Here is a 23586-nt window from a genome sequence, read left to right on the forward strand (position 1 = left end):
ACAGTCTTTCGCAGGTTCCTTCCATTGTACTTCGAACCGCCTTCGGCTTTGCAAACGCTTCCGACCGCCTCCTTGCATCCTCACCCGCGGTTTCCGCCTCGCTGCTCTCTTATCCTATCGTTTGCTCCTTTTTCCGGTCGCTCCCCAAATATTCCAACAACTTCATCGTTTCGACGCCCGCCAACATGACGATGCCGATCCCGTGCGTATCGTTGAGGTTCCATGAAAGCTCGTGTTTATAATAGTGGTTGGAAAAGGAAAAGCTCGACCCGCGGCACACGCCGTACAGATTCCCGTGCCTATCGATCGCCGCTTCGCACAGCCCCTCCCATGCGGCCAGCGCTGCCTTCCGGTACGGCAGCTCGGGCGCGAGCCAGCCGTTCCGCACCCCGCGCGCGAAGCCGTACAGAAACATCGAAGTGCAGGAAGCTTCCGGGTATGACTCCGGATCGGTCAGCACTTGATGCCATAGCCCCCGTTCCCCTTGCAGCGCCAAATAGCCTTCGGCCAGCTCTTGATAGAATCGTAGAATATCAGGGTACGCGTCATGGTCGCGGGGAAGTACCGTCAGCAGCTCCGTCAACGAGAAGAACACCCAGCCGTTCCCGCGACCCCATGGCGTCAGCGTCGGCTTTCCGGCGGCGACGTCGTACACATGCGACATGATTTTCTTTTCCGGCATGTACAAGTATTTCTTGTATAGCAGCAGCTGGCGGGCCGCTTCGGATACATAATTCGGGTCGCCCGACGCTTCCGCGTATCGGCATAAGAACGGCACGCTCATATACATGTCGTCGCACCACATCGTATTGTGCATGCTCGGCGACACGCCGACCTTCCGGTACAGTGCGCCATCCTCGAGCCGGTCCTGCCGATGCATCACATACTCCGCGATATGCGCCGCGGTTTCCCGCACGCCCTTCAGCGGGCGGATGCCGCGATCCGCCAGCAGCGAGAGCGCGCCGAACGAGCCGCAATCGTCCAGACTGTCGACGTGGGACAGCTGGTTGTTGATGCCCGCGGCGCCGAACTTCGCGCGATCCCACAGCGAATAAGCGAAGCGGGAAGACGCGAATTCGACGTGCTCAGCGACGTAGTCGAGGACATCGGGACGGCCCAACGTCTTCCCCGTCTCGAGCAATCCGTAGAGCGTCACCCCGAGCGGGTAGTTCCACTTCCCGAACCGCTCGTTCTCGAGGAACGGACGCACGAAGCCGGCCGGCGACGCCGTCCGCCAATAGAACGGCTCCTCCCCTTCCGGAGCCGCCAATGCGTCCATCGTTTGGTAGTCCGTTATATCGACGATGTCCGCCGCGGGGAAAGGACCGAGGTAAAGCCACGGTTCCTTCGCCCCCGCCACTCGGCGCGGCGTCCGCAGCTTGCCGGCAAGCGACGCCCCGGTCAGCCGACAGCCCCAGCCGTCGGAGCCGCATTCGCTCCGGACGACCAGGTCGACGATCGCCGCAGGGACCCGGATCGGAACGTTGAAATCCCCTGGGCGGTCCTGTCGAAGCACCTCGACGCCGTTCAGCTGCACTCGGATCGGTCCGTACGCCGTGCCCTGCAGCGCGAGCGGTTCGCCGTCGACGAGCCGGCCGTCGATTTCGGTCCAAGCGTACGCCGCGTATCCGTCCCGCCATCCGTATAAGCGCTCCGGCCGCGCTTCGAAGGTATCCGCCCCGAACGCCTCAGCCTCGGCTGCCTCCTCGGAAGGGTCATGTTCCGGAAGCCACTCGACGCCCGTCGCCGCTTCCAAGACGGTCATGGCTGGAATGCCGGGAAGCGGATCGTCCGTCGGTCTCGTATACAGCCAGCCCTCTTCCCCGTCCCGGTCGACGGACGGAACCAAGAAATGGTACGGAAAGTTTTTCCGGTTGCTCGTCCCGAAGACCGCCCCCGCGCCCCGCTCCAGCTCCAGCACGAAGTGATTCCACCCCTTCGTCAGCGGAACGGGCAGCCGCAGCGGCGGCGCCGCGGCGCCTTCCTCGTCCTTCGACGAGCCGAACCGCTTCGCGCCGTTATGGTACAGCTTCACCGGGCCGAGGCAGGTGATGGAGAACGCGAAGGTTTGCGCTTCGGGGATCCATAGCTTCGCCCAAGCGTATGCCTTCCTCCCGGACGTCCCTGGCGGGAATAAGACGTCCCCCGGAAAGACGTATCGGTGATCCTCGGCTTTCCGAATCGGCTGCTTCCGCGACACCCGGTAAACGGGTGCGTGCATCGGATGGTCGCCGATATACTTCTGCGCCATCGTCGTCAGCACATGCTCGACGGACGTCCCGTCCGTCTGCCGCGCCATGCTTTCTTCCGGATCGAAATACGGGTTCCGCGTCGTCATGCTCATCCTCCCCTCGCTAGGCTCAGCTCTTCCGTCCGAAAGCCGCCGAGCACCTCTTCGATGGCGATCGGCCGATGCTCCTTCGCCGAGCGCCAGACCGCTTCCCCGGTCGCGACCGAATACGCGCCGTCCACCGCCCCCGACAGGATCCGGAACGGCCTTCTCGCGTCCTCGCCCATGAACAAATCCTCCAGCAGCAGCGGATCGCCGCCTCCGTGGCTGCCCTCCTTGTGCACGACATGGATCGTCTCCTTCGAGCCGAAAAGCGGGAAGTAGTCGATCGTCTGCACCGGCGTCGGGAACGGCGTACGGGCGGGCATATGATATTCCAGCGTCTCGAGGCGCCCCTTCGTGCCGTTGATCGCAAGCCGATAGCCCTCATACGGAAGGGAGAAATTGACCGAATAGCTGAGCAACGCGCCTTGGTTATAACGAACGACCGCCGTATACGTGTCTTCGATCTCGATGCTGGAGTCGAAAATGCACTGGTCCGCCCTGTATCCTGTATAAGGGAACGCGGGGGACCGCTGTCCGCCCAGCGACTCCAGATGATCGTCCGGGACGGGGGCTCGCTTGCTTCTCGCATTCCATCGCGCGTAGTACGCGCAATCGTCCGCTACGTCGCAGGTGGCGCAGTGGCGTCCGTCCTCGCGCCGCGGATTCAGCTCGCTGTCCGCACCATAATAGTTCAGGGCTCCGTAGGCGAAAACCTCGACCGGCTTCTGGTTGATCCACCAGTTGACCAAATCGAAGTGATGCGTACACTTATGAACGGATAACCCGCCCGAAAATTCCCGGACGCGATTCCAACGCTTAAAGTAGCTGGAGCCGTGGTACGTATCCAAATACCAGTTCAGGTCGATGGAGGTGATGCGGCCGAGCTTGCCCTCCGACACCATCTCTTTGATCTTCGTGTGAATCGGCGCGTACCGGTAATTGAACGTTACCGTGACCGAACCCTTGCTCCGCCGCTCTGCCTCGACGATGCGGCGGCTGTCTTGGCCCGTCGTCGCCATCGGCTTCTCGGTAATGGCGTCCAGATCCCGGTTCAGCGCCTGAATAATGTATTCGGCGTGCGTATGGTCGCGGCCCGCCACGATGATGCAATCCGGCTTCGTCTCGTCGACCATCCGGTCGAATTCCTCCGGCCTGTACGTTCGGATATCGGCATGCTCCGGAAACCGGCTGCGGAACAGGTCGAACCGGGCGGGGTCGGGATCGAGCAAGCCGACCAGCTCGCAGCCGCCGGCGAACGTCGTCGCAATCGGCTTCGCGAACTGACCGAGCGCCCGGCCGCTTACGCCGCAAATCGCAAATCTTCTTCTGTTCACGGAAACTCCCCTCTCGCTGTCGATGATGAACCGCGTACATAAGACGTCGCCCGGAACCCACGTTCCGGGCAACCGTCTCCTGCTTCACGCCGGGCGTTCGCGTTATTGCGTCGCCTGCGTCTTGGCGTACCATTGCTGCACGCGCTCCGTCACTTTATCGCCGCCGGCTTGACGCCAGCGCTCGACGAACTCGTCGAACTTCTCGATCGGCCATTCCCCGATGACGATCTTCGTCAAATATTCTTGGAACAGCTTGTGGGACTGAATGTCCGGGAAGCCTTCGTAGACGGTGCTCGGCAGGCCGTCGCCCGCGATTCTTCTCGCGTCCGCGGTGCTGACTTCGAAGATGTCCCGCACCATCTGCTGCATATCCTCCGGAATCGTCTGATCGATCCGGACGTCCATATCTTCTTTCGTCGTCAAATTCCGCATGCCGAGCGCGATCGGCTTGTCTTCGGACGGCGGCAGGAGAAGTTTCTTCCCGTCGACGACCTCGTGCTGCACGCCCTCAATTCCGAAGCGTACGAATTCTTCATATTCCGGATTGTAGAAGAAGTCCAACAGCTTGAGCGCGTGAGGCGCTTTCTCTTCGGAAGCTTTCGGAATGATCCACTCCGGCTCGCCCATGCTCTTCTGCGTGACGAAGCCTTCGAAGCCTTCGACCTTCGGCAGCGGCATGCCGGATACATAGGCTTCGGGCGCTCCCTGCCGCATCGCCGTCAGGCGGTCTCTCAGGTTGGCCGGCAGATGGTACCAGCTGCCGACGAGATTGTTATTGATTTTCGCGGTCCATACGTCGCCTTTATTCAGGAACGTCTCGTTATCCAGCAGCTTCTCCGCGTACAGATCGCGGGCGAACGCGATCGCGGCCTTCATGTTTTCGGTGACGCCGGCATATTGAATCTCGCCGTCGTACATATCCCATTCCGGGTACCCTTCCCACATCGCTACGCCGTAAATCGCGAACAAGTGATCCATCCAGCGTCCCAGTTCGCGGCCCGTCGTCGGCAGCTCGTCCGCCTTGCCGTTCCCGTTCGGATCGTTGTCGCGGAAGGCGCGAAGCATCTCCTTATACTCTTCCACCGTCTTTGGCATCTCCAAGCCGAGCTTGTCGAGCCAGTCTTGACGGATGAGAGGCGCCCGTTCGGGGACGAGGAACACCTTCGGCACGTAATAAATTTTACCGTCCTCGGATGCGGAACGAACGACGTCCCAGGCTTCCTGCGGAATGCTCTTCCATACGTTCGGCGCATACTCCGGCAGCAGGTCGTCAAGCGGCAGCGCGCCGCCCTGCTGAATCAGCGTCTGCTCGACGCCGCCGATCGGACGCAAGATGTCCGGCAAATCGTCCGAAGCGATCATCAGGTTGACGTATTCGTTCGGCTCCGAGCCCGGAGGCGTCGTAACAAGCTCGTATTCGACCCCCGTTTGCTCCGCGACATACTGAACGTGCGGGTCGTCGCTGCCGGGAATCGTTCCGACGCCCATGTGGCTCTTGAACACTTTGATTTTCACAGGCGCTTCCGCGCCTTCGGCTTCCGCTCCCGTTCCCGTCTGCGCAGGAGCTTCCGTTTTCGTTTCGCCGCCGGACGTCCCGCCCGCGCCGCAGCCGGCGATCGCGGTGAACGCGAACGTTACGATCAGCGCGACCGTCGCGTACGGTCTTTTCAACCATTTCGACATCATTGCGAACCCTCCTAATATATGCTCAGTAATCTATACCAAACCGAGCGACTCGGCTTAATACCTTACTCCTTCAAAGACCCCAGCATGGCGCCCTTCACGAAATACTTTTGCAGGTATGGATACACCAAGATGATCGGAATCGTTGCGAAAATGATCGTCGCCGCCTTCAGCGTCGTCGTATTAAAGTCGTAATCTCCGAGGAACAGATTGACGGCGGCCAGCTCCTCCGGCGATGTCAAGTACGAGCGCAGCTTCATCTGCAGCGGCCACATCGACGGATCGCGAAGGAAGAGCACCGCCCGTTGGAACGTGTTCCAATACCCTACCGCGTAAAACAGACCGACGGTAGCGAGCACCGGCTTCGACAACGGCAAGTAAATTTGAAACAAAATTCGGAAGTCGGAGCAGCCGTCGATTCGCGCCGAATCGTCCAGCTCCCCGGGAATGCCCATAAAAAACGTCCGGATGATGATCATATTGAAGGTCCCGATCACGCCCGGAATAATGAGAGCCCAAAGCGAATTCATCAGCCCCAGCTCCCGCACCGTCAGGAAAAACGGAATCATCGGCGCGTTGAAGATCATCGTAATGACGATGCCGAGCATGACCGGCTTGCGAAGCAGAAACTCTCTTCTCGACAGCGGGAACGCGGTCAGCAAGGAGAAGAACATGCTGATCAGCGTACCGACCACCGTAATATACACCGTAATGCCGAACGATCTCCATAGCTCCTCGGTCTGAAGAATGTGCGCCCAAGAGCCCGTCGTAAACTCCACGGGAAGCAGGAACACCTTCTTCGAGTCGGCCGCGATCGGCGAGCTGAACGACATGGCGAGCAGATGCAGGAGCGGCATAATCATCGTCGCCGCGGCCGCGGTTAAGAACGCATAATTCAAAGCGTTGAACGACTTTCCACCGAACGATAGTCTCATTTACCACAACCCCTGTTCCGATTTTCGGGCGAGACGGTTAAAGACCCAAAGCAGAATGAATCCGATCACGGATTGGAACAGCCCGATCGCCGTCGTTACGCTGTACTGCCCTTGAAGCACGCCCGCCCGGTAAACGTAGGTCTCAATAATGTCGCCTACCGAATACGTCATCGGCGTCAGCAGGTTAAAGATCTGATCGAAGCCGAGCTCCAAGAAGTTGCCGATGTTCAGCAGGAAGAGCACCAAGATCGTCGGCGCCATGGAAGGAAGCGTGATGTAGATCGTCTGCTTCCACCGGTTCGCGCCGTCCATGACCGCCGCTTCGTACAAATTCGGATTGATGCCGGTAATCGCGGCAAGGTAGACGATCGTTCCCCAGCCGACCTCCTTCCATATGCCCGACAGCACGACGATCGATCGGAAATAACGCTCCTCTTGCATGTACAAGATCGGCTCGAAGCCTAGCCATCCGCGGATTTGATTCATGACGCCTTGCGTAGCCAGCAGCTCGAAGACGATGCCGCCGACGACGACCCAAGACAAGAAGTGCGGCAAGTAAAACAAGCTTTGCAGCGTACGTTTGGCGAGCATCCACCTGACTTCGTTGAAGAGCAGCGCAAGGATGATCGGCGCAGGGAACCCGAAGATTAATTGGTATAATGCGATGACCGCGGTGTTTCGCAGCACCTGATAAAAATCTTGGTACGTAAACAAAAAGACGAAATTTTCGAACCATACCCATGGACTTCCTAAGATGCCGTTAAAAATTTGGTAGTCCTGGAACGCGATGACGCTCCCCGCTAGCGGTACATATTTGAATATCACGTAGTACGCGATCCCGGGAAGGATCATCAAGTACAGCATCCAATGCTTCTTCATATTGCGCAGGTACCGATTCTCCGACCGCTTCCGCTGCGCATCGATTTGCATCGGAATGCCGCGATCCGCGCTTGCCGGCGTCGTTGCCATCTTTCCCCGACCTCCCTCCTGATGTTCTCATGGACATCGTAACGGCGGCGGCCGGTATGTACAATCGTTACATCTTCCACCGAATGCGCAAATCTGTGAAACCTCGTCGTACCGCGTAGGTACGCGGGTTTATCGGCCCATGCTGGAGAGACGGTTTGCTCCGTGGAAGATCGGTTCATTCGGGTATGGCAAAGAACTAACCAGCCTGCGACGGGTTTATCGCGATCGGATCCAGTGATGATTTGCGCGATCTGCATCCAACGAACGGCATTCAGTCAAGAAAAAAGACGCCTATCCAGCAAGGCGTCCCAGTTCCTTGATATGATATTCAGCAGATTGTTCCAACTTCCACTGGATCTCCTTGTCATAACAACTCACGATCAAGGCTGTGTTGTACCCGTAACACCAACTGTTCCAAACCATTCGAATCTTGATAATGATGTTCATCCGCTTCTCCTCCCAAGTAGGAAAATAGGCAAGCACACATCGTATCCTTATCGGCTTGGTTCTCGGCTTGATTCCCAGGTGCAGGATCATTTTTTCTCATATTCTCATCCCTTCCCAGTCGAATATGCGTTTAGTTTCACGCAAAAATCCTTCAAATTATGTACTGGAAGAGGAGCCTTTTCCCATTTGAACGCCATTGGTACTTACGAAAGGAGGCCGCCGGTCAGAGCCCGACAGCCTCGTTACGTTGTTGTATAAATCTCTTTTTTACCGGTAGCTTTTATTACACTTGAACTGGATCGGTCGGCGCGAAACGGTGTTTGCTGGCTTGTTCGTAGGCGTAGGCAAGTCGGAAAAGTATGGGCTCGCTGTAGGCGGCTCCAACGAAAGTAATTCCCTGCGGACCTTTGGTCGTGTAGCCGCCTTCGGCGATGATTCCTGTCTCCGCATACCCTCCTGGCACGGTAATCGCTGGATAACCTGCGCGCGCAGACAAATCGAGCCCTTCTTCGTTGCCCAGGAACAACAAAGCGTCTAGCCGATATTCGCGGATCGCGTGGTCGATGCCCTGATCCCGGGAAACCTCGCGGTTAAGGCGCAAACTCTCGGCATACTCCGGTTCGGACAATGTGCCGCTTGTTCCATTCGACCAGATCAGCGTGTTTTGTCCATATTTAAGCGCTACGTCGCGATTTGCTTCGTTATAAGCGATAAGTTCATCTAACGTCCGAACGGAAGCGCCGGGTCCAGCCTTGGCGAGATAATCGTTCAGCCCTTTTTTGAATTCGAAATGCATCACTTCCCAATTCCACTTCGCACTCTCACAAGGCAATGATACCGGGTCGACGACGGTCGCTCCGAGTTCTCTGCACAGAGTGATCGCCCGCTCTATAATCACGGCACGAGCTTTATCCAGTCCTTGATAATAATGCCGCGGAACGCCAATTCTCGCGCCTTGCAAACCGTTCGGGTCTAAGAATGAAGTATAATCCGTATACGCTATTCGCCTATTCCCATTCATGGCTGCATCTTCTGGATCCGCCGCCGTCATGGCGCCAAGCAAAATCGCCGCGTCCCTGACCGTACGCGTCATCGGACCGGCCGTATCTTGGCTATGCGTGATCGGGATAATACCTGTACGACTTACAAGCCCGACAGTCGGCTTTAGGCCGACAAGGCAATTTTGCGAGGACGGGCTGATGATCGAACCCGACGTTTCTGTACCAATTGCGGCGGTACACAGATTCGCGGCAACTGCCGCGCCGGAGCCTGAACTCGAACCGCCCACGAACAACTCGCCGGGACCGTAGGGATTTAGTGTCTGACCTCCCCTGGAGCTATACCCCGCCCACATCGTGCCCGACATGAAATTCGCCCATTCTGTCATGTTTGCCTTGCCAAGGAAAACAGTTCCCGCAGCTCTTAATTGCGCGGCCACGGCCGAATCCGTCGGAGCGAAATGTTCCGCAAGCGCGACCGAACCGGCGCTAGTATGCATGTTGTCACCTGTGTCGATATTGTCCTTGAGCAAGATAGGGATGCCGTGAAGCGGTCCGCGAACTCCACGCTCCCGCCGCTCCGCGTCAAGCGCCTCCGCGACCGCGATCGCATCCGGGTTGATCTCTAGCACTGCTTTCAGCTTAGGGTTAAGCCGTTCGATACGGTTCAAATACCAACGCACGCAAGCCACCGACGTTAGCGAGCCTGATTCCATCGCCAACTGCAACGAAACGATGTCTGCTTCTATCAAACAATCATTTTCAATTTTGTCCATTATTGAGACTCTCCTTTTTAATGTCTGCTATAGATGCGTTCGACGAATGGACCTGAAGTCCTTTAAGCTCATACCAATGTCAATGAAGTAGTACCAAGATTCCTGCTTCCGTTGCATTTGTTGGACAGTAAACGGCAGCCGATCTTTGAGGTCGGCTGCCACTGGATCGATGTGACCATTGACGATTACACAGCAATTAAAATATTGTCGGTACCATTCCTCCGTCCATGCGAATCGGAGATCCTTTGAAAGCCGAAGCCATCGGGCTGCAGATGAAAGCGGCCAAGCGGCCGATCTCTGCAGGTCTGATAAACCTTTGGATCTCGGATTGAGGCAGGTTCTTCGTCATAAAGTCTTTTTCTTTATCTTCGAACGTCTCTCCTTCGTTTGGATCAATGCTTTCGATGATCTGCTGCACCTTCTCGGAGAGGGTCGGACCCGGAAGGATCGTATTCACGGTAACCTCGGTCCCCCGCGTTAGCTTGGACATGCTCTTGGACAACGACAACAGCATGGATTTGGTCACGCAATATTGAGGCATTTGGCCGGAAGGCATGACGGCCTCCTCGCTCGCAATAAAAATAATACGGCCATATTCACTTCTCAACATAGAGGGCATATAGAACTTGATAAGGTTGTTGGCGGCGAGTACATTCGTGCGGATGTACTTTTCCCATACCGTATCGTCCGCGTCGTCATAGGACATGATCTCATAGATGCCCATGCTGTTAACGAGAATATCGACGTGAGGGAATTTCGCGAATATAGCTTCTCTTTGCTGCTCATCTGTGAGATCGGCCGCAGCATTCTGAGGACGCGTCCCCGGGAACTCCAATTGGATTTCCGCAACCGTGCGCTCAACGTCATCGTTGTTCCGACCATTTATGAGTACATGAACGCCTTCTCTCGCAAGTTCAAGGGCAATCGCTTTACCGATTCCCTTGGTAGATCCCGTTACTAAAGCAATCTTACTTTTCAATCCCATATCCATCAGTCTGGCACTCCTTATGTTTTGGATAGGGATAATGTTATCTCGTTTCGCTTAAACGGTAACTAGCGTGAGACGTCAACTCTCTTGCGCGACGCGCCAATTAGCGGGAGTCTCCCCTTCCCATGATCGAAACGCACGATAGAACGAATTTTGGTCCTCGTAGCCTACAAGAAAGGCTACCTCTTTAATCTCCAGCGACGAGTCTGCCAGGTATAAGAGTGCCTGTTCATGTCTGGTCTGCGATAGCAGCTTCTTAAAGCTTATCCCCTCTTCCGTCAGTCGGCGCTGCAACGTACGATCGCTCACTAGTTCGTTGGCTACGGTTTGAATGTCGATTCGCCCTCGCGTCAGGCATCGCGAAAGTATCCATTTGACTTTATCGCGAATTGTGCGCTTGCTCTGATGTTCATCCAACGTTCGATCTAGGGCGGGAGTTAGAATATCGAGTAGTTCTTCGTTGTACGACGCGAAGGGACGGTTCAGATCATCTCGATGTAACGTTAGCCGATTGTGGTCCGTCCCCGTCCGAACGCTGCAACCGAAATATCCTTCAAGAACTTTAACGTCGCCCGCGGGATGGATGAATTCGACGGAATGAGCCGTCAGGTGACGTCCGGTTCCCCGGCGTCCAAGCTCAAGCAGGTAGGCGAATGTGATGCCGATAAGCACTGGCGGTCCGGGTCGCTCCGCATATTGCCACTCTACTTCAATCGAGCATCGTTCACCCTCTTCACGAATGTACAAGTTTTCGGGAGGGCACATTTGCTTGTAGCTCCGCATTCGATTCAGCGCGTCCCGATAGTCGCGAGCGTATGGTCCACGGAGACTGTGGACCATTGTTATCCTACCGGATCGATCCCGTCAGTTACAGGCATGCCAAAAAATACAAATTAGCGTTGGACGGTTCCGTCGCCGCGCTTTCATTTTCTGTAGGTAGTTCTTATGCTCATGATCGTAATCCTTTTTTGTGTTCTAAAAACGACTCGACCTGTTCGATGAGTACATCTAGATCGTCAACCGTGTCTAGAATTAATTCACCGTCAAGGTGCTGAGAATTAAAGCTTTTATAATGATCTTTTAGTTCAGATAAATTGGTAATTAATTGATTAGGTAGTGGATTTACGCCACGTTCGGAAAGTCTCTCTGCCCAAATAGAGTCATCGCTACACGTACATACCAGCGTTATTAGTTCTCCGCCTCTGTCCTCAATCCAATTCTTTAACCTGTAGACGTCATTGCTATTGTTTAACCCAAAATCAAGAATGATCGTTGCATTGGCATCGATTATGTTTTGTAAGAATCGATAGAGGAAATCAAAGCATATTTTGTTTCTCGAATCATGTGCATGGACAAAATCAGCAATGGAATCGTAGATATCGTCCTTACGTAAAACAGGCAAGTTGAGCTTCCTACCGAGCTCGCTGGACAAGGTTGTCTTACCAGTTCCAGATTTACCGCGAAATAAGATCACTTTCGCCATTCTGAACCATCTCCCTTCAAGAGTAAATTGTACCGCGAGATCTTTGAATATCAGACTCGACTCGTTGGGGATGCTTCTTCCGAACCGTCTGTCCGACGATGGCGGGTAGTTAAACCTAAATCGCGAGATCTTTGAATATCAGACTCGACTCGTTGGGGATGCTTCTTCCGAACCGTCTGTCCGACGATGGCGGGTAGTTAAACCTAAATCTTGAGATAGTCGTATCATATCTACAACTTGAATACCATTTTCGTATATTTCTTCATCGTAATGTCTAACAAAAAAGTCTTTGTCCACCCCAGTGATTCGAAAACCGCATTTCTGATAAAGAGCAAGTTGGCCGACACCGGAATTCCCAGTGCCGACTTCAATTGTTTTAAATCCTAGGTCCATGGAAACTTGTACTGCATGCTTCACTAACAGTTTTCCGATCCCTTTTCCTTGGTGCTTTTCCTCGACTGCTACATTTACTAATTCAACTGTATCGGGTCTTGTCGGTAATAGGACATAGACACCTATTATTTGATCATCTAGCGAGCCGACAAAACAATTTCCTCTTCGGAGATATTCTTCAACAAGTCTCCGCGATGGATCCGCTAATAATAGAAGTTCCAATGGCGGTTCTTCATTGGTATTTAGCTTTCTTATTTGCATTTTTATTACACCCCGATTCCAGGCCGCAAGCAATCCTACATCCTAAGCATTCCATGGTCAGCATTACACCTTTCTACATCAACCTTATCCACTAATTTCCACGTTGACATTGAACTTTCCTGCCGATCACCTCTTGGCGTTTCCGCCTCCCACAACATTTAATCTTATTAAGTGTATCCAATTGAGCTACTCTGCCAGTGACTTTAACGGACAACGGCAGCCAATCATATAAGCGGCCAAAGTAGTTTATGGAACTAAGCGTTAATAAGACTTTCCGATGAAATCAAAAAAGCGCCCTCTCTTGGGGCGCTCTCTAGCTATAGAATAATTCATCGGGAAGGATAAGTCTATTCTTTTCTTCAGATTCTAGGTATATTGTTGTTGCTGCTTCCGCGGGCCAGCAATTAAAGGAAGGGAAGCGTCAACTATATGTCAAAAGAACTTACTGCCCCAAACCAACAACCAAATGTAAAATCCATCACCATCAGCCTATTAATGGGATTGATTTTAGCCTCGATAGACCAGACTATCGTATCCACCGCTATGCCCACTATCGTCAAACAATTGGATGGAATGTCCTTATACAGCTGGGTATTTACCGTCTATATGTTAGCTTCGACGACCACGATCCCGGTGTACGGGAAACTGGCGGATTTATTCGGACGTAGGAACGTCTACTTATTCGGCCTATCCCTCTTCCTGCTAGGTTCCTTCCTGTGTGGATTTGCAGGAAGCATGTCGCAATTGATTGTCTTTAGAGGAATTCAGGGGTTGGGAGCCGGGGCATTGATGCCAATTGCTTTTACCATAGTCGGGGATCTATACCCTCCGGAGTCAAGAGGGAAGTTCATGGGCTTGTTCGGCGCCGTGTTCTCTATCTCAAGCATTCTCGGACCGGCACTCGGCGGAATGATCTCCGAACACTTAGGCTGGACTTGGATATTTTTCATCAACCTGCCTATCGGTATACCGGCCATCTTCCTTATGGTTGCTGCTTGGAAGGAGAGCAAGCGCTATGCGAGACGATCCATCGATTGGGCCGGTGTTGTCACGTTCAGCATCTCTATCGTCTCTCTTTTATTGGCGCTTGCCCTAAGCGGGGACTCCACGCAGAGCGCAGCACATGGAGATTTTGTTTCACCATTTATTGTCGCCCTATTCAGTCTAAGTGCCCTCTTTCTTGCTTTGTTTATACGGATCGAAACGAAGGCGAAAGAACCGATGCTACCGCTACACCTATTCAAGATCCGCGTCATTGCTTTCGGAAACATTGCCGGATTTTTTATGAGCGCCGGAATGTTTGGTGCGATAGCGTTTATTCCTCTTTTTGCCCAAGACGTGATGGGAGTGAGCCCTACCTATGCCGGTTACATCCTAATACCGCTTATGTTGTCCGTAGTCGTTACTACGACAATAGGCGGAAGGTTGATGAGCAAAGTCTCATACCGGACCATTCTCGTTCCTAGCATGGCTCTAATGGCAATAGGTTTGGGACTGCTTGGTGGGATGACGGTTGATACGACTTCGCTGCAGCTGGTCTTGTACATGATCATTACGGGTTTGGGCATGGGTGCGCTGTATCCGGTAGTCGGCACTGCTGCACAGAGTGCAGTGGAGCCTGGAATCCGGGGTGTCGCTACCTCTTCCTCTCAATTTTTCCGGTCTATCGGGGGAACGATTGGAGTCAGCGTGCTTGGCAATTTGCTGACGGAGCGAATGGTTGCAGGCGGAAGTGAAACAGATTCTAGAGTGGTGCTGAGCCATTCCTTGAATAGTGTCTTCCTGGTTGGGCTCGGCTTTGTTATTATCGCTCTGATTGCCTGCTTCTTGATGGGAAATGCGAGATTAGTTCCGAAAGCTAACAAAGGAAAGTAGAGGGCTTGAAAATACATTGTCTCCTATCCAGGTTAGACTGACCCAATCAATGAAACAGCGGCGGACGAATTTTTTCTAAGGATGCCGCTGTTTTTTTGGGTCTTCATTCAAGTCAAACTTGCGAAAATTTTTCCTTATCGATATACCGTTGTGTCTTGTGGTGCTGTCGTCTTCGTAAGATGAATACTCTTTCTTTCAGGAATGTAAAGCCAGTTTTTGCAACACAATGGGTGTAGCCTCGCGGAAATAAGTAACTAGTTGTTTCATATCCTCAAGGAAATTCGGGCTATCAGGATGGCCAACGTTGACTGGAACGGTTTGTCCGTGAAGCACTTCGTTGAATAGAAGAATGTCGCGATTATAAGTCTGTTTAATATGATCCCTGTGAAGTTCGCTCATCCCAATAATCACTTCGTAATGGTCGAAGCAGGACACGTTAAATTGTGTTCTTTTAAAACAAGATGTATCAATCCCCATCTCATTCATAATGTCAAAATGTACATTAGAATATTTGCTAATATCACTGGTAGCTCTTATCCCAGCAGATTCTACATTTATTGACGCATTCCTTGTCTCTTTTAAATAATGCCTCATGCATAATTCTGCAATAACGCTACGGGTATAGTTATCCGTACAAACAAATAAGATGTTCATTCTAACACCCCCTCATCCATTTGGGTTAATGATACCATTACGTTAAATAGACATGCCTATGATCCTTGGAGTTTCTTCATAATAGGATTGCTTCCAGTTAGTGGAACGAGGTGAATTATCTCTTCTCTGACGCGAACCAATCCTTGTCTAGAATGGAATATTGATAAGAATCATGCCACTTCCCTTTTGCAAATAGATGCTCACGCAAATGCCCTTCATATGTCATACCGATTTTTTTCATAACGCTTGCGGATCCTACATTTTCTGGTCTACAGGTCGCATAAATTCGATGCAAACCCAATTCGGAAAAGCCAAAGCGCAGTATTTCACGCGCTGCTTCGCTCGCAAACCCCTTACGCCAGTATTGTGGATTCAAACAATACCCTATCTCTCCTACCCCAATGGGCCCCACATGAATACCCACTCCGCCGATCAGTTCTCCGTTGGAGGAAAGCGTAACGGCAAACTCGTAGTCTTTACGCGGGGATTGATTCTGCATGTCGATCGTCCGTTCAATGAACGCCTGCGTTTCAACTTCCGTATTCGGCCCCCAAATCATATGGGTCGTGACCAATGGGCTAGAGGCATAGGCATGAACATCCTTCCAGTCATCGAAAACTATATCCCTAATCATTAGTCGTTCAGTTTGCAATTTCATTTCCATGCCTCCCCCTCGAAGATCCAATAAATGCCGTCCGACTGTCGGTTTTAGTGCGGATTCTTTAACCGGTGGCTCAAGAAGATATGGCAGGACCTCCCCACCCGATGACAGGATGCAGCGTCCGTAGTCCAATTTTGTTCAAGTAGAGGAGCATCGGCTCAAGATGACTGACAATGGGCAGGGCGATTTCGAACTCACGCGGGATCATCGAATGCCTCAGGCTCTTGATGAAGGCAAGCATCTCTGTTATTGGCAGCTTGTTGGACTCAGCCAACGTAAGGCCTGCGATGTGAATATCCGTCACCCCTTTGCTTAACCCGGTTCCACGACACGCCGGACACTCCGTTCGTTTTGAGAAATACGAAATCATCTTCTGATTGCCTTTGCTGGTCGTGCGTGCGTCGATCATGGATTGAAGGTCTGATACGCAGCCGCGATAGTAGTCGTTACGCAGCCTATTGTTGTGTACAAACGAAACGGGTTCCTTGTCGTACCCATAGAGCAGAACAGAAATAAACCGTTGATCCTGCTCCTCGAGAGGTCCCTGATAATCGATTCCAAGCATCGCGGCCAATCGCCTGATTTTTGGTACTGGGGCACAATCCGTTCCGGCCCATAGGAGGACTGCGCCGTTCTTGAGCGACAGTTCGGGAGCAATCATTCGATTAGGATCAATCACGGCCGGCTCAATGGTTGCAACGCACTCGGCACATGGACCGTATGAACCGTTACTTCTCGTTTCAGCAATGCTTCCGTAAAGCGCGCGAAGGTACTCTGATACGGTCATCATGACGCCGACGAGGGCGCCCGGGCGTTTAGGGTTAAACGGTCTTACTTGAATCCGAGTGTGATCCATAGGCTCTTGCTCCTTCAATTTCATCCGATTTTCGCTGCACAGGTTTGGGTTCTTCTTCAAGCGCATTCGATTCCATTTTCGAGCTCCAGTTGTAACGGAACAAAACTGGCACCCTATTAATAATTTATTTTCTTGCATCGTAGTCAGATTTTGTCATACCGTAAAAAACTAAATCTTCGTATACGCCCCATTTCAGGATATGTTGTTTGAATACTCCTTCCTGTTTCATCCCAATATTACTCATGACCTTATAAGAGCCTGGGTTTTTCGTCATTGCTGCGGCAAAAATACGGTTTACTTCTAAATTCTCAAATCCAAATTGAACGATCCTTTGGGCCGCTTCTGTTGCAAATCCCTGTCCCCAAAACATACGACCTACCCAGTAAGCAAGTTCGGCACGTTTATGTTTGTGGGCAACTCCCATGCTCATATTTCCGATCAACGTTCCATCATCTTTTCTTATCATTGCAAAAGCATAGCCACCGCCATTTCCAACAACCTGATGAGTACGTTCAATCCATGTTTCGGCTGCCCCATCTGGGTATGGATGTGGGATAGACAAAGTTGTTTTCGCTACTTCTATATCTCCAGCTAACTCCTGTACTTTTTTTGCATCCGCTAATTCAAATGGTCTGAGGACCAGCCTTCGAGTCTCAAAGGTAGGTTGCATATAACGCTCACATCCCTCCAATAAACTTATCTCTTTACATTATTCTTCCATCACCTTCCAAACTCCTTTGATGTGAATGTAAAATAAGCGATGAGTCGGTTCCATCGCTTAATTCTTGTAATATGAAGAAAGGCTAATCATTTTTGTTGAGTGTCCGCAAACCAGGCAAGAGCAAGTTTCTCCATTTCCATCACAAATGTCTTCTTGGCTGGGCTATATTCAATCGTGTTTTCAAAACTTCGGGCTAATTCTTCCTTAAAATTGCTATACCTTGCAACTTCCTCGGGATGGGCTCTCAAATAATCTCTGAATACGAGATGCCGTTCTATTTGCGGATTGTTAGTTTCATAAAAATGAATATGATGAGTCCTGTTTTCTCCGCCTTTACGGAATAATCTTCTTCCTTGGATGCCCCATTCACCAGCTACATCGTAATGAAGCGAGTGCATTATTTCGTTATATTGATCAATATTATTAATGTTTTTTACAATACACATCATGTCAATAACAGGTTTTGCTTTCATTCCCGGAACCGATGTGCTTCCAAAATGCTCAAATCGCACGATCTCGTCGTTGAATACGGACTTCAGGAAATTAGCTTCTTCATGAAAAAGCCTAATCCAATCCTCACTGAATTCACTTAGTCTAACCTTCATAACAATCCACCTTCTTCGGCAATCTCATCTCCTCCAACATCGCCCAGCCTTCTTCGTCGAGCCGCTTGATCCGCTCCAGCAACTCAATCGCATGCTGACGCCGCTCCGCATCGGCAATAGGTGCATGCGGCTGCATCCAGGGAAACATCTGCTCGAGAGTTCGATAAAGTCCGCTCACTTTCTTATAATGTTCAGCTGCGACAGCCAACCGCTTCGCCATAGCGTCGTCTCCCTCCAGCCGCTCGGCGGCTTCCGCCAGGAACTGCTGCGCGTACCGGCGGCTCTCGTGCATAATATCGACGAAATACCCCATATAGAACGCCTCGATTGAGCCGCTCCGAACCGCGCCAATCCATCGATCATACGCCGCGCCACCGCTGTAGAACGTACGCCCGCCCCATTCATAGGCACTCCTACTCGACCACTCCGTCGCGAATCTCAGCGCCGCTGCCAGCGCCGTTCGATCATCCGATCGATCACCCTCTTCCGCGACGTGCAGCGAAACAAACCCGCCGTTTTCCGGCAGCCCGCGAAACACTCGCTTGCGCTCCCCGCCGCTGTCCGCCTCCCTCCGGCAAGCGGCGCACGGGCAGTAACTCCGTCCGAGCATCGTCCATGGAACGACGCCGTCGGCGCCTTCGTGCAATCCGGGCCCGCTGTGCCAGGAGTGCGTGTAGTATCCTGTCTCGTCATAGCTGTAAATCAGCGACGTCTCGTTCCCGAGGTCAAGTTCCTTCGCGAACGCCGGCACGCCCCGGTCGAGTGCATTCCGCGCCATTCCCCACGCTTCACGCTGAAGCGCCTCGAACGCCGACCCATCCGCTGCGGTCGCGCAGATCCCTTGAATGTCCAAGCCTAGATGTTTCGACAGCGCATACATCGATCCCTCGGGTTCCCCGATAAGCGGGGCCGACAACGCCTCATCGACGATTATCAGGAATGCCCCTCCCGTTACCCCATAAATCCACGCCGCCGTCTCACTAGATCCATAATAACCGAGGCACGACTTTACCGCGCCTACGCACGACCGATGCATCCCTGCAAAACGATACCCTTCCAAAGTCGACCTCTTCATCATGCCGACATCCCTCCGCTGCCGTCCGCGCTTTCGCTAAGCTCGGCGACAACGCTCCGAAATGCCTCGATTGCCGCTAAGTCGTGCGGCGCCGCCTCTTCCAGAAGTCGAGCCGCCTCCAGACGCCGCTCCGTATCGGCGATCAGCCCGCGGGGCTGGCTCCACGGAAACAATTCGTACACCCGATGAATTCGATCGTGAACCGCCCCGAACTCCCGAATCCCACGGTCCAACGCTGCCGGCGCCTCTTCGCCCAACCGCTCTTTCGCTTCCACCAAGAACTTATATCCGTGGGTCTTTACCGTATCCCATTCGTGCGCTGCATAAGCAAAGAACCATCCATCGACAGCTCCCTTGCGCAACTGCCCGACCCATTGGGCATACGCCGCCGCGCCTACGTACGTATCCGCCGACGTTAGCCGTCCTTCGGCAAATTCCACCGCAAGCGCGAGCGCATCCCGTACTGTTCGTCGGACGTCCTCCGCGCGTCCGCCGGGCCCCATCCAATGCAAGTCCACCAATCCGTCCCGCTCTCCAAGCGTATGCCGAGACACAGACTTGATGTCGTGCCAACAGCTGATGATATATGTCTCCTCGGCGGCATCGTATCCCTGCACTACGCTCGTCTCGCCATGACTAAAGTAAAACCCCCTTCCGAAGCAAGGAACGCCCCCGTCGACCTTTGCTCGCAACGTATCCCAAGCCTCGTCCCGAAGCTCCGCCAGTCGTTCCCCCGAAGCAACCTCGCTCATCCCCTCCACGCGAACACCTAAATTGTTCAGCAATCCGATGATCCGTTCGTGCGGCAACTCGTGCAGGACCGGCTCCGTGTTCACGTTCTCCACCGTGCGGAAAAGGAACGGTAAGCCGATCGCGCCATACAGCCAAGGTGTATATCCGTACTCACTGCCTACCTGCTTAAGCGCGGCACTGTAAGCATTCACGTTCGCCAAGTTGCTCCGCCCATAGTAGCGATATCCCTCGATGCTCTTTTCCGTTTGTGTAACCATCTGATTTCAAATCCCCTCATCAAAATTGTTCTTCTTCACTGAGCTTTCCAGCCACCTGCCGCAACACACGAACGCCCGCTTCCTCCGCTGCCCTCGCCTGCTTCAGCAGCACGATCGCCTCTTCCGCAACCAGCGGCTCGTTCGGTTGGCCGGCCGCGGGGAACGGGAACTTCTCCGCTATGCGTCCCAAAACATCGGCAACCTTCTTGTAATGCCCCGCAGCCTCCAATGCCAACGCTGCCGCATCCTCGTATTTCGCCCCCAATTCCTGCAGAAACCTCGCCGCATACCCACGCGCTTCGACGGCGATCCCAAGCGTGTACGCGTTGCCGATACCGTCGATCCGGCGCTTACGAAACGCCTCGATCCAGCAATCGTACGCCGGGAGCCCACATACGTAACCTACGAACGTCATCTCCCCGTACGCATGACGGACAGCCATCTCGAGCGCATTCATCGTCGCTTCCCGTTCGAGGATCGGCTTCGGCTCCGTAACGGACAGAACGAACACGCCGCCGGACTCGCCCCGCCCGAATCGATCATACGGGATTACGTACTTGCCCTTTGCGTCTTCCGCATAAAGTTGCTGCTCCTCGTCATCGTAGCCGTACACAATGCCGAACTCCGGCGCGCCGACGTCCCACGCAATCGCCGGCACGCCGCGCACGATCGAACGTCGCGCGTGCGAGATCGCCTCGTTCAAAAGGAACGGCGTCGGCGGCGAGCCCCCATCTCCCGCATGCGCGCTCTCGAATCCTAAATTCGACAGTCCGTCATGAAACTTGCTTTCCCAGAAATACATCGCCGGTCCGGAGGCGTCAATCCGCTCCTCCTCGACCGTCAGCCGGAACGCTTGGGCGGTGAGACCCATCACGTCGGTCAGCGAGCGATTCCCTTCTCCCGCATAGGTGAGCACCGCGTGAACCGCGCCTGCGAACGATGTCTTACACCGCTTCCACTCTGCCGATCCACGCCCCTTCTTCAACGCAACGACCGCTTTCGCCAGCATCGCCTCATCCCTTTGCTCTCGCACATAATCTTGTAGGCGGAGGCGCGTACGTTCCTCCTTCACCTTGTGGCGAGCACGGCTTAAGCTTTGGTACACATTGTCGGTCGTCGTGTGGAACAAGCGTGCGATCTCGGCCGGGGATAGCTGTTCGAAGAAGTGCGCTTCGAACACTGCCCGCTCCTTCGGCGTTAAGCATCGGAGCAGATGACAGAGCGTCGCGAGAAACTCCTCCTGAGCAAGCCGCCGCTCCGGCTCATTGCCGTCATCCCACCGGCCCGCCATATAATGCAGGATACTGTCCACGTCGTTCCATGCCACTTGTCCGGCATCTCCAGTTGCCGCAAGCGCCGTGAACGTGCGCTCCTTGCCCGCATGCTCTGCTTTCCGCAGCTTCATGAGCGCTTCATTGCGGACAATGCGATGCAGCCATGGCAAGAACCGCCCCATGTCCGTAAGCGCTCCTAGATGAAGGAACGCCCGCAACAGCGCCTCCTGCACGATGTCCTCGGCCATATGCGGGTCCCGCGTTATTCTCCGCGCCCATTCGAACGCCTTCGTCCGATGCTTGCGAACCAGCTCCCCGAACGCGGCTTGATCTCCCGCTCGCACCCGCACAATCAGCTCCAAGTCTTCCGCCGACGCTTCCGCCACTCAAGTCCCTCCCTTCTTGATGAGATAGATGCACTTGCCGGTTGATTTCTGAGCCCCATTTTCCACAATTAAGAAATAAATTCGTCGCAACCATCGGTGTATCCTCTCAAAAAAAACGTCCGGCGAACCCATCGCCGGACGCTGCTTATTTACGTTACAATTGCGGATTGCTAATGAGCCCTACAACACCCAACGATGGGTAGTGATCGACTCGCAAGCCGAACTGCTCGGAGAGGATGCGCAGCGGAACGAACGTCGTTCCGTTCACGATGCGCGGCGGAGCATCAAGTGTGAGCTCCTCCCCACTTATGTATGCCTTGTCGGAATCGACCGTCAGCCGTACCGACTTGCCAGCTTGCGTGACGTCTATGGATTGTTCATTTCCGTTCCAATCCACCGTCGCTCCGAGATGCTCCGTAATGAACCGGAGCGGCACCATCGTTCGCGATGCTTCCACATAAGCGGGTGCCGGGAGTTCCTGATACTTGCCTCCTGCATACACCCGCTCGCCATAAAGGAATAATACGATATCCGGAATGGAAGGATAGACGTCATATTCGAACGTACCTCCTCCGGCTACGATACGATCTCGCAGCGCTTCGGCGCCGGGCGCTCCATCCACAGGTACGACATTGCGCCGAATGTTTACTTGCTTCAGACGCGGCAGCGATTCGATACCGTTCAGAGAGACAATATGGGTTTCATACAGATACAGCGTCTCCAATTGCTCCATCCCCTCAAGACTCTGGAGCTCCCGTACGGAAGTATTCATGAGCGAGAGGGTTCTCAGATTCGTCAACGACGCGAGCGGGGCGATATTTTCGATCGGGTTTCCGCTAAGATTCAACGTCTCAAGCTTCACCAGTTTTGCTAGTGGCGACAAATCCCGAATTCGGGTTCTCTCTGCTTCTAAATGTTTGAGATTCGAAAGCGTCTGGATGAAAGACAAATCCCCCACTGACTCTCCGGCGAGGGATAAGACGGTAAGGTTAGTCAATCCGCCGATCGGAGTCAAATCCCCGATCGGGTTGCCGCGCACATCTAGACTTTGTAATTTGGGCATCGCGCTTACAAATTCGATGTTCTCGATCCCCGCATTCGGGATATGCAGCAGCTCCAGTCTTTGTAAGCCGTGAAGCGGGGCGGCGTCAAGCTTCCGTTCCTCCCACGCATACAATGTCAACTCGCGCAAATTCGGCATCGCTTCCAAGGCGCTGATATCCTTCAACCGGTTGGAACCCAACCAGAGAGATTCCAGGTTCGTCAGGCTTCGGAGCGGTTCCAAGTCCGCAGCCACCATATCTTGTATCTCGAGTTCCCTGAGTTCCGTCAGCTCTGCGAACGGCATGAGATCCCCGATCGTGGTTTGCCACAACGACAACTTTCTTAGTGACTTCAATCGTTGAATCGGGGAAAGATCTTGCACCGAATAACCGTCCCTCAGCTCCAACGTATGAAGATTCGTAAGACGCTCGATACCTGTAAGATCACGGATGGTCTCGAATCCCTCGACCTCCCGGATTTCCTCAAACTTATCGTAGTCGACGGCCAACGTTTCCAACCGCTCTACGTCGCTTGCCAGAATCGGGCCAGCGGGCTTGCCGATCTCCTGACGAATGAGCCACGCAAGCGATGCATCGGGAAAGTGAATTTCTTCGTCTTGCACCGCAGCTTTAACCACAGTAACATTGCAATGGATTGGAAATACATTCCCTACTGCAATGGCGAATGCCACCATCCATAAAGACCTTCGCAACCTCATCCTCCATCGCTCCTAAGCATCGCATTTCGTGCCTTCATGTTAGACGCGAGTTACCCAGTTTCATCAACGAGTCGAGTCTAAACCGGACATGAATTAGCCTGGCAA

Annotated in this window: 20 protein-coding genes and 1 pseudogene; 1 reads left to right on the plus strand and 20 read right to left on the minus strand. The window is 53.4% G+C overall.

The features are described 5' to 3' along the window. Window positions 1-109: 109 nt before the first annotated feature. From RIN49_RS06280 to RIN49_RS06330, 11 genes and pseudogenes are all read right to left on the minus strand, one after another. Window positions 110-2338 carry a glycoside hydrolase family 88/105 protein gene (locus RIN49_RS06280; protein ID WP_309119307.1) on the minus strand — a complete coding sequence of 743 codons (2229 nt, stop codon included), beginning with the start codon at window positions 2336-2338 and terminating at the stop codon, window positions 110-112. A 2-nt stretch (window positions 2339-2340) separates the two neighbouring features. Next, window positions 2341-3669 carry a Gfo/Idh/MocA family protein gene (locus RIN49_RS06285; protein ID WP_309119308.1) on the minus strand — a complete coding sequence of 443 codons (1329 nt, stop codon included), beginning with the start codon at window positions 3667-3669 and terminating at the stop codon, window positions 2341-2343. Between the two features lie 102 nt (window positions 3670-3771). Next, complete coding sequence (locus RIN49_RS06290) at window positions 3772-5352, minus strand: extracellular solute-binding protein (protein ID WP_309119530.1); 1581 nt, start codon at window positions 5350-5352, stop codon at window positions 3772-3774. A gap of 65 nt (window positions 5353-5417) precedes the next feature. Next, the gene (locus RIN49_RS06295) at window positions 5418-6287 is read right to left on the minus strand and encodes a carbohydrate ABC transporter permease (RefSeq protein WP_309119309.1); all 870 of its coding nucleotides are present in this window, start codon (window positions 6285-6287) and stop codon (window positions 5418-5420) included. Further along, window positions 6288-7217 carry an ABC transporter permease gene (locus RIN49_RS06300; RefSeq protein WP_309119531.1) on the minus strand — a complete coding sequence of 310 codons (930 nt, stop codon included), beginning with the start codon at window positions 7215-7217 and terminating at the stop codon, window positions 6288-6290. A gap of 330 nt (window positions 7218-7547) precedes the next feature. Beyond that, entirely contained in the window at window positions 7548-7703 is a 156-nt protein-coding gene (locus tag RIN49_RS06305; RefSeq protein WP_309119310.1) for a hypothetical protein, read from the minus strand. 283 nt (window positions 7704-7986) lie between these two features. Beyond that, a complete protein-coding gene (locus tag RIN49_RS06310; RefSeq protein ID WP_309119311.1) occupies window positions 7987-9477 on the minus strand; it encodes an amidase family protein in 1491 nt (496 codons plus the stop codon). Between the two features lie 196 nt (window positions 9478-9673). Beyond that, window positions 9674-10468, minus strand: coding sequence for an SDR family NAD(P)-dependent oxidoreductase (locus RIN49_RS06315; protein ID WP_309119312.1), 795 nt, complete (start codon window positions 10466-10468; stop codon window positions 9674-9676). 75 nt (window positions 10469-10543) lie between these two features. Next, window positions 10544-11281: pseudogene (locus tag RIN49_RS06320) on the minus strand (helix-turn-helix transcriptional regulator); the annotation flags it as partial. Between the two features lie 133 nt (window positions 11282-11414). Beyond that, window positions 11415-11948: a P-loop nucleotide/nucleoside kinase family protein gene (locus RIN49_RS06325; RefSeq protein WP_309119313.1), complete on the minus strand. Its 534-nt coding sequence runs from the start codon at window positions 11946-11948 to the stop codon at window positions 11415-11417. 138 nt (window positions 11949-12086) lie between these two features. Beyond that, on the minus strand, window positions 12087-12602 hold the full coding sequence (locus RIN49_RS06330; RefSeq protein WP_309119314.1) for a GNAT family N-acetyltransferase: 516 nt from the start codon (window positions 12600-12602) through the stop codon (window positions 12087-12089). Between the two features lie 429 nt (window positions 12603-13031). On the opposite strand from RIN49_RS06330, the gene RIN49_RS06335 reads away from it, so the two are divergent. Continuing rightward, window positions 13032-14477 carry an MDR family MFS transporter gene (locus RIN49_RS06335; protein WP_309119315.1) on the plus strand — a complete coding sequence of 482 codons (1446 nt, stop codon included), beginning with the start codon at window positions 13032-13034 and terminating at the stop codon, window positions 14475-14477. Between the two features lie 195 nt (window positions 14478-14672). Here the strand turns inward: RIN49_RS06335 and RIN49_RS06340 are convergent, their stop codons facing one another. The 9 genes from RIN49_RS06340 to RIN49_RS06380 form a co-directional block, all read right to left on the minus strand. Continuing rightward, window positions 14673-15131, minus strand: coding sequence for an arsenate reductase/protein-tyrosine-phosphatase family protein (locus RIN49_RS06340; protein WP_309119316.1), 459 nt, complete (start codon window positions 15129-15131; stop codon window positions 14673-14675). A 115-nt stretch (window positions 15132-15246) separates the two neighbouring features. After that, the gene (locus RIN49_RS06345) at window positions 15247-15789 is read right to left on the minus strand and encodes a GNAT family N-acetyltransferase (RefSeq protein WP_309119317.1); all 543 of its coding nucleotides are present in this window, start codon (window positions 15787-15789) and stop codon (window positions 15247-15249) included. Window positions 15790-15865: 76 nt separating this feature from the next. Then, a complete protein-coding gene (locus RIN49_RS06350; protein WP_309119318.1) occupies window positions 15866-16648 on the minus strand; it encodes an excinuclease ABC subunit UvrA in 783 nt (260 codons plus the stop codon). Between the two features lie 124 nt (window positions 16649-16772). Further along, window positions 16773-17318, minus strand: a complete 546-nt coding sequence (locus RIN49_RS06355; RefSeq protein ID WP_309119319.1) for a GNAT family N-acetyltransferase — start codon at window positions 17316-17318, stop codon at window positions 16773-16775. A gap of 137 nt (window positions 17319-17455) precedes the next feature. Beyond that, entirely contained in the window at window positions 17456-17974 is a 519-nt protein-coding gene (locus RIN49_RS06360; RefSeq protein WP_309119320.1) for a GrpB family protein, read from the minus strand. Then, a complete protein-coding gene (locus tag RIN49_RS06365; protein WP_309119321.1) occupies window positions 17964-19052 on the minus strand; it encodes a hypothetical protein in 1089 nt (362 codons plus the stop codon). The genes RIN49_RS06360 and RIN49_RS06365 overlap by 11 nt, the downstream gene beginning before the upstream one ends. Then, a complete protein-coding gene (locus RIN49_RS06370; RefSeq protein ID WP_309119322.1) occupies window positions 19049-20059 on the minus strand; it encodes a hypothetical protein in 1011 nt (336 codons plus the stop codon). The genes RIN49_RS06365 and RIN49_RS06370 overlap by 4 nt, the downstream gene beginning before the upstream one ends. A 19-nt stretch (window positions 20060-20078) precedes the next feature. Next, on the minus strand, window positions 20079-21719 hold the full coding sequence (locus tag RIN49_RS06375) for an RNA polymerase sigma factor (RefSeq protein WP_309119323.1): 1641 nt from the start codon (window positions 21717-21719) through the stop codon (window positions 20079-20081). A 154-nt stretch (window positions 21720-21873) separates the two neighbouring features. Continuing rightward, window positions 21874-23457, minus strand: coding sequence for a leucine-rich repeat domain-containing protein (locus RIN49_RS06380; protein WP_309119324.1), 1584 nt, complete (start codon window positions 23455-23457; stop codon window positions 21874-21876). Between the last annotated feature and the right edge of the window lie 129 nt (window positions 23458-23586).

The organism is Paenibacillus sp. (genome assembly GCF_031177825.1).
Taxonomy (GTDB): Bacteria; Bacillota; Bacilli; order Paenibacillales; family YIM-B00363; genus Paenibacillus_AE.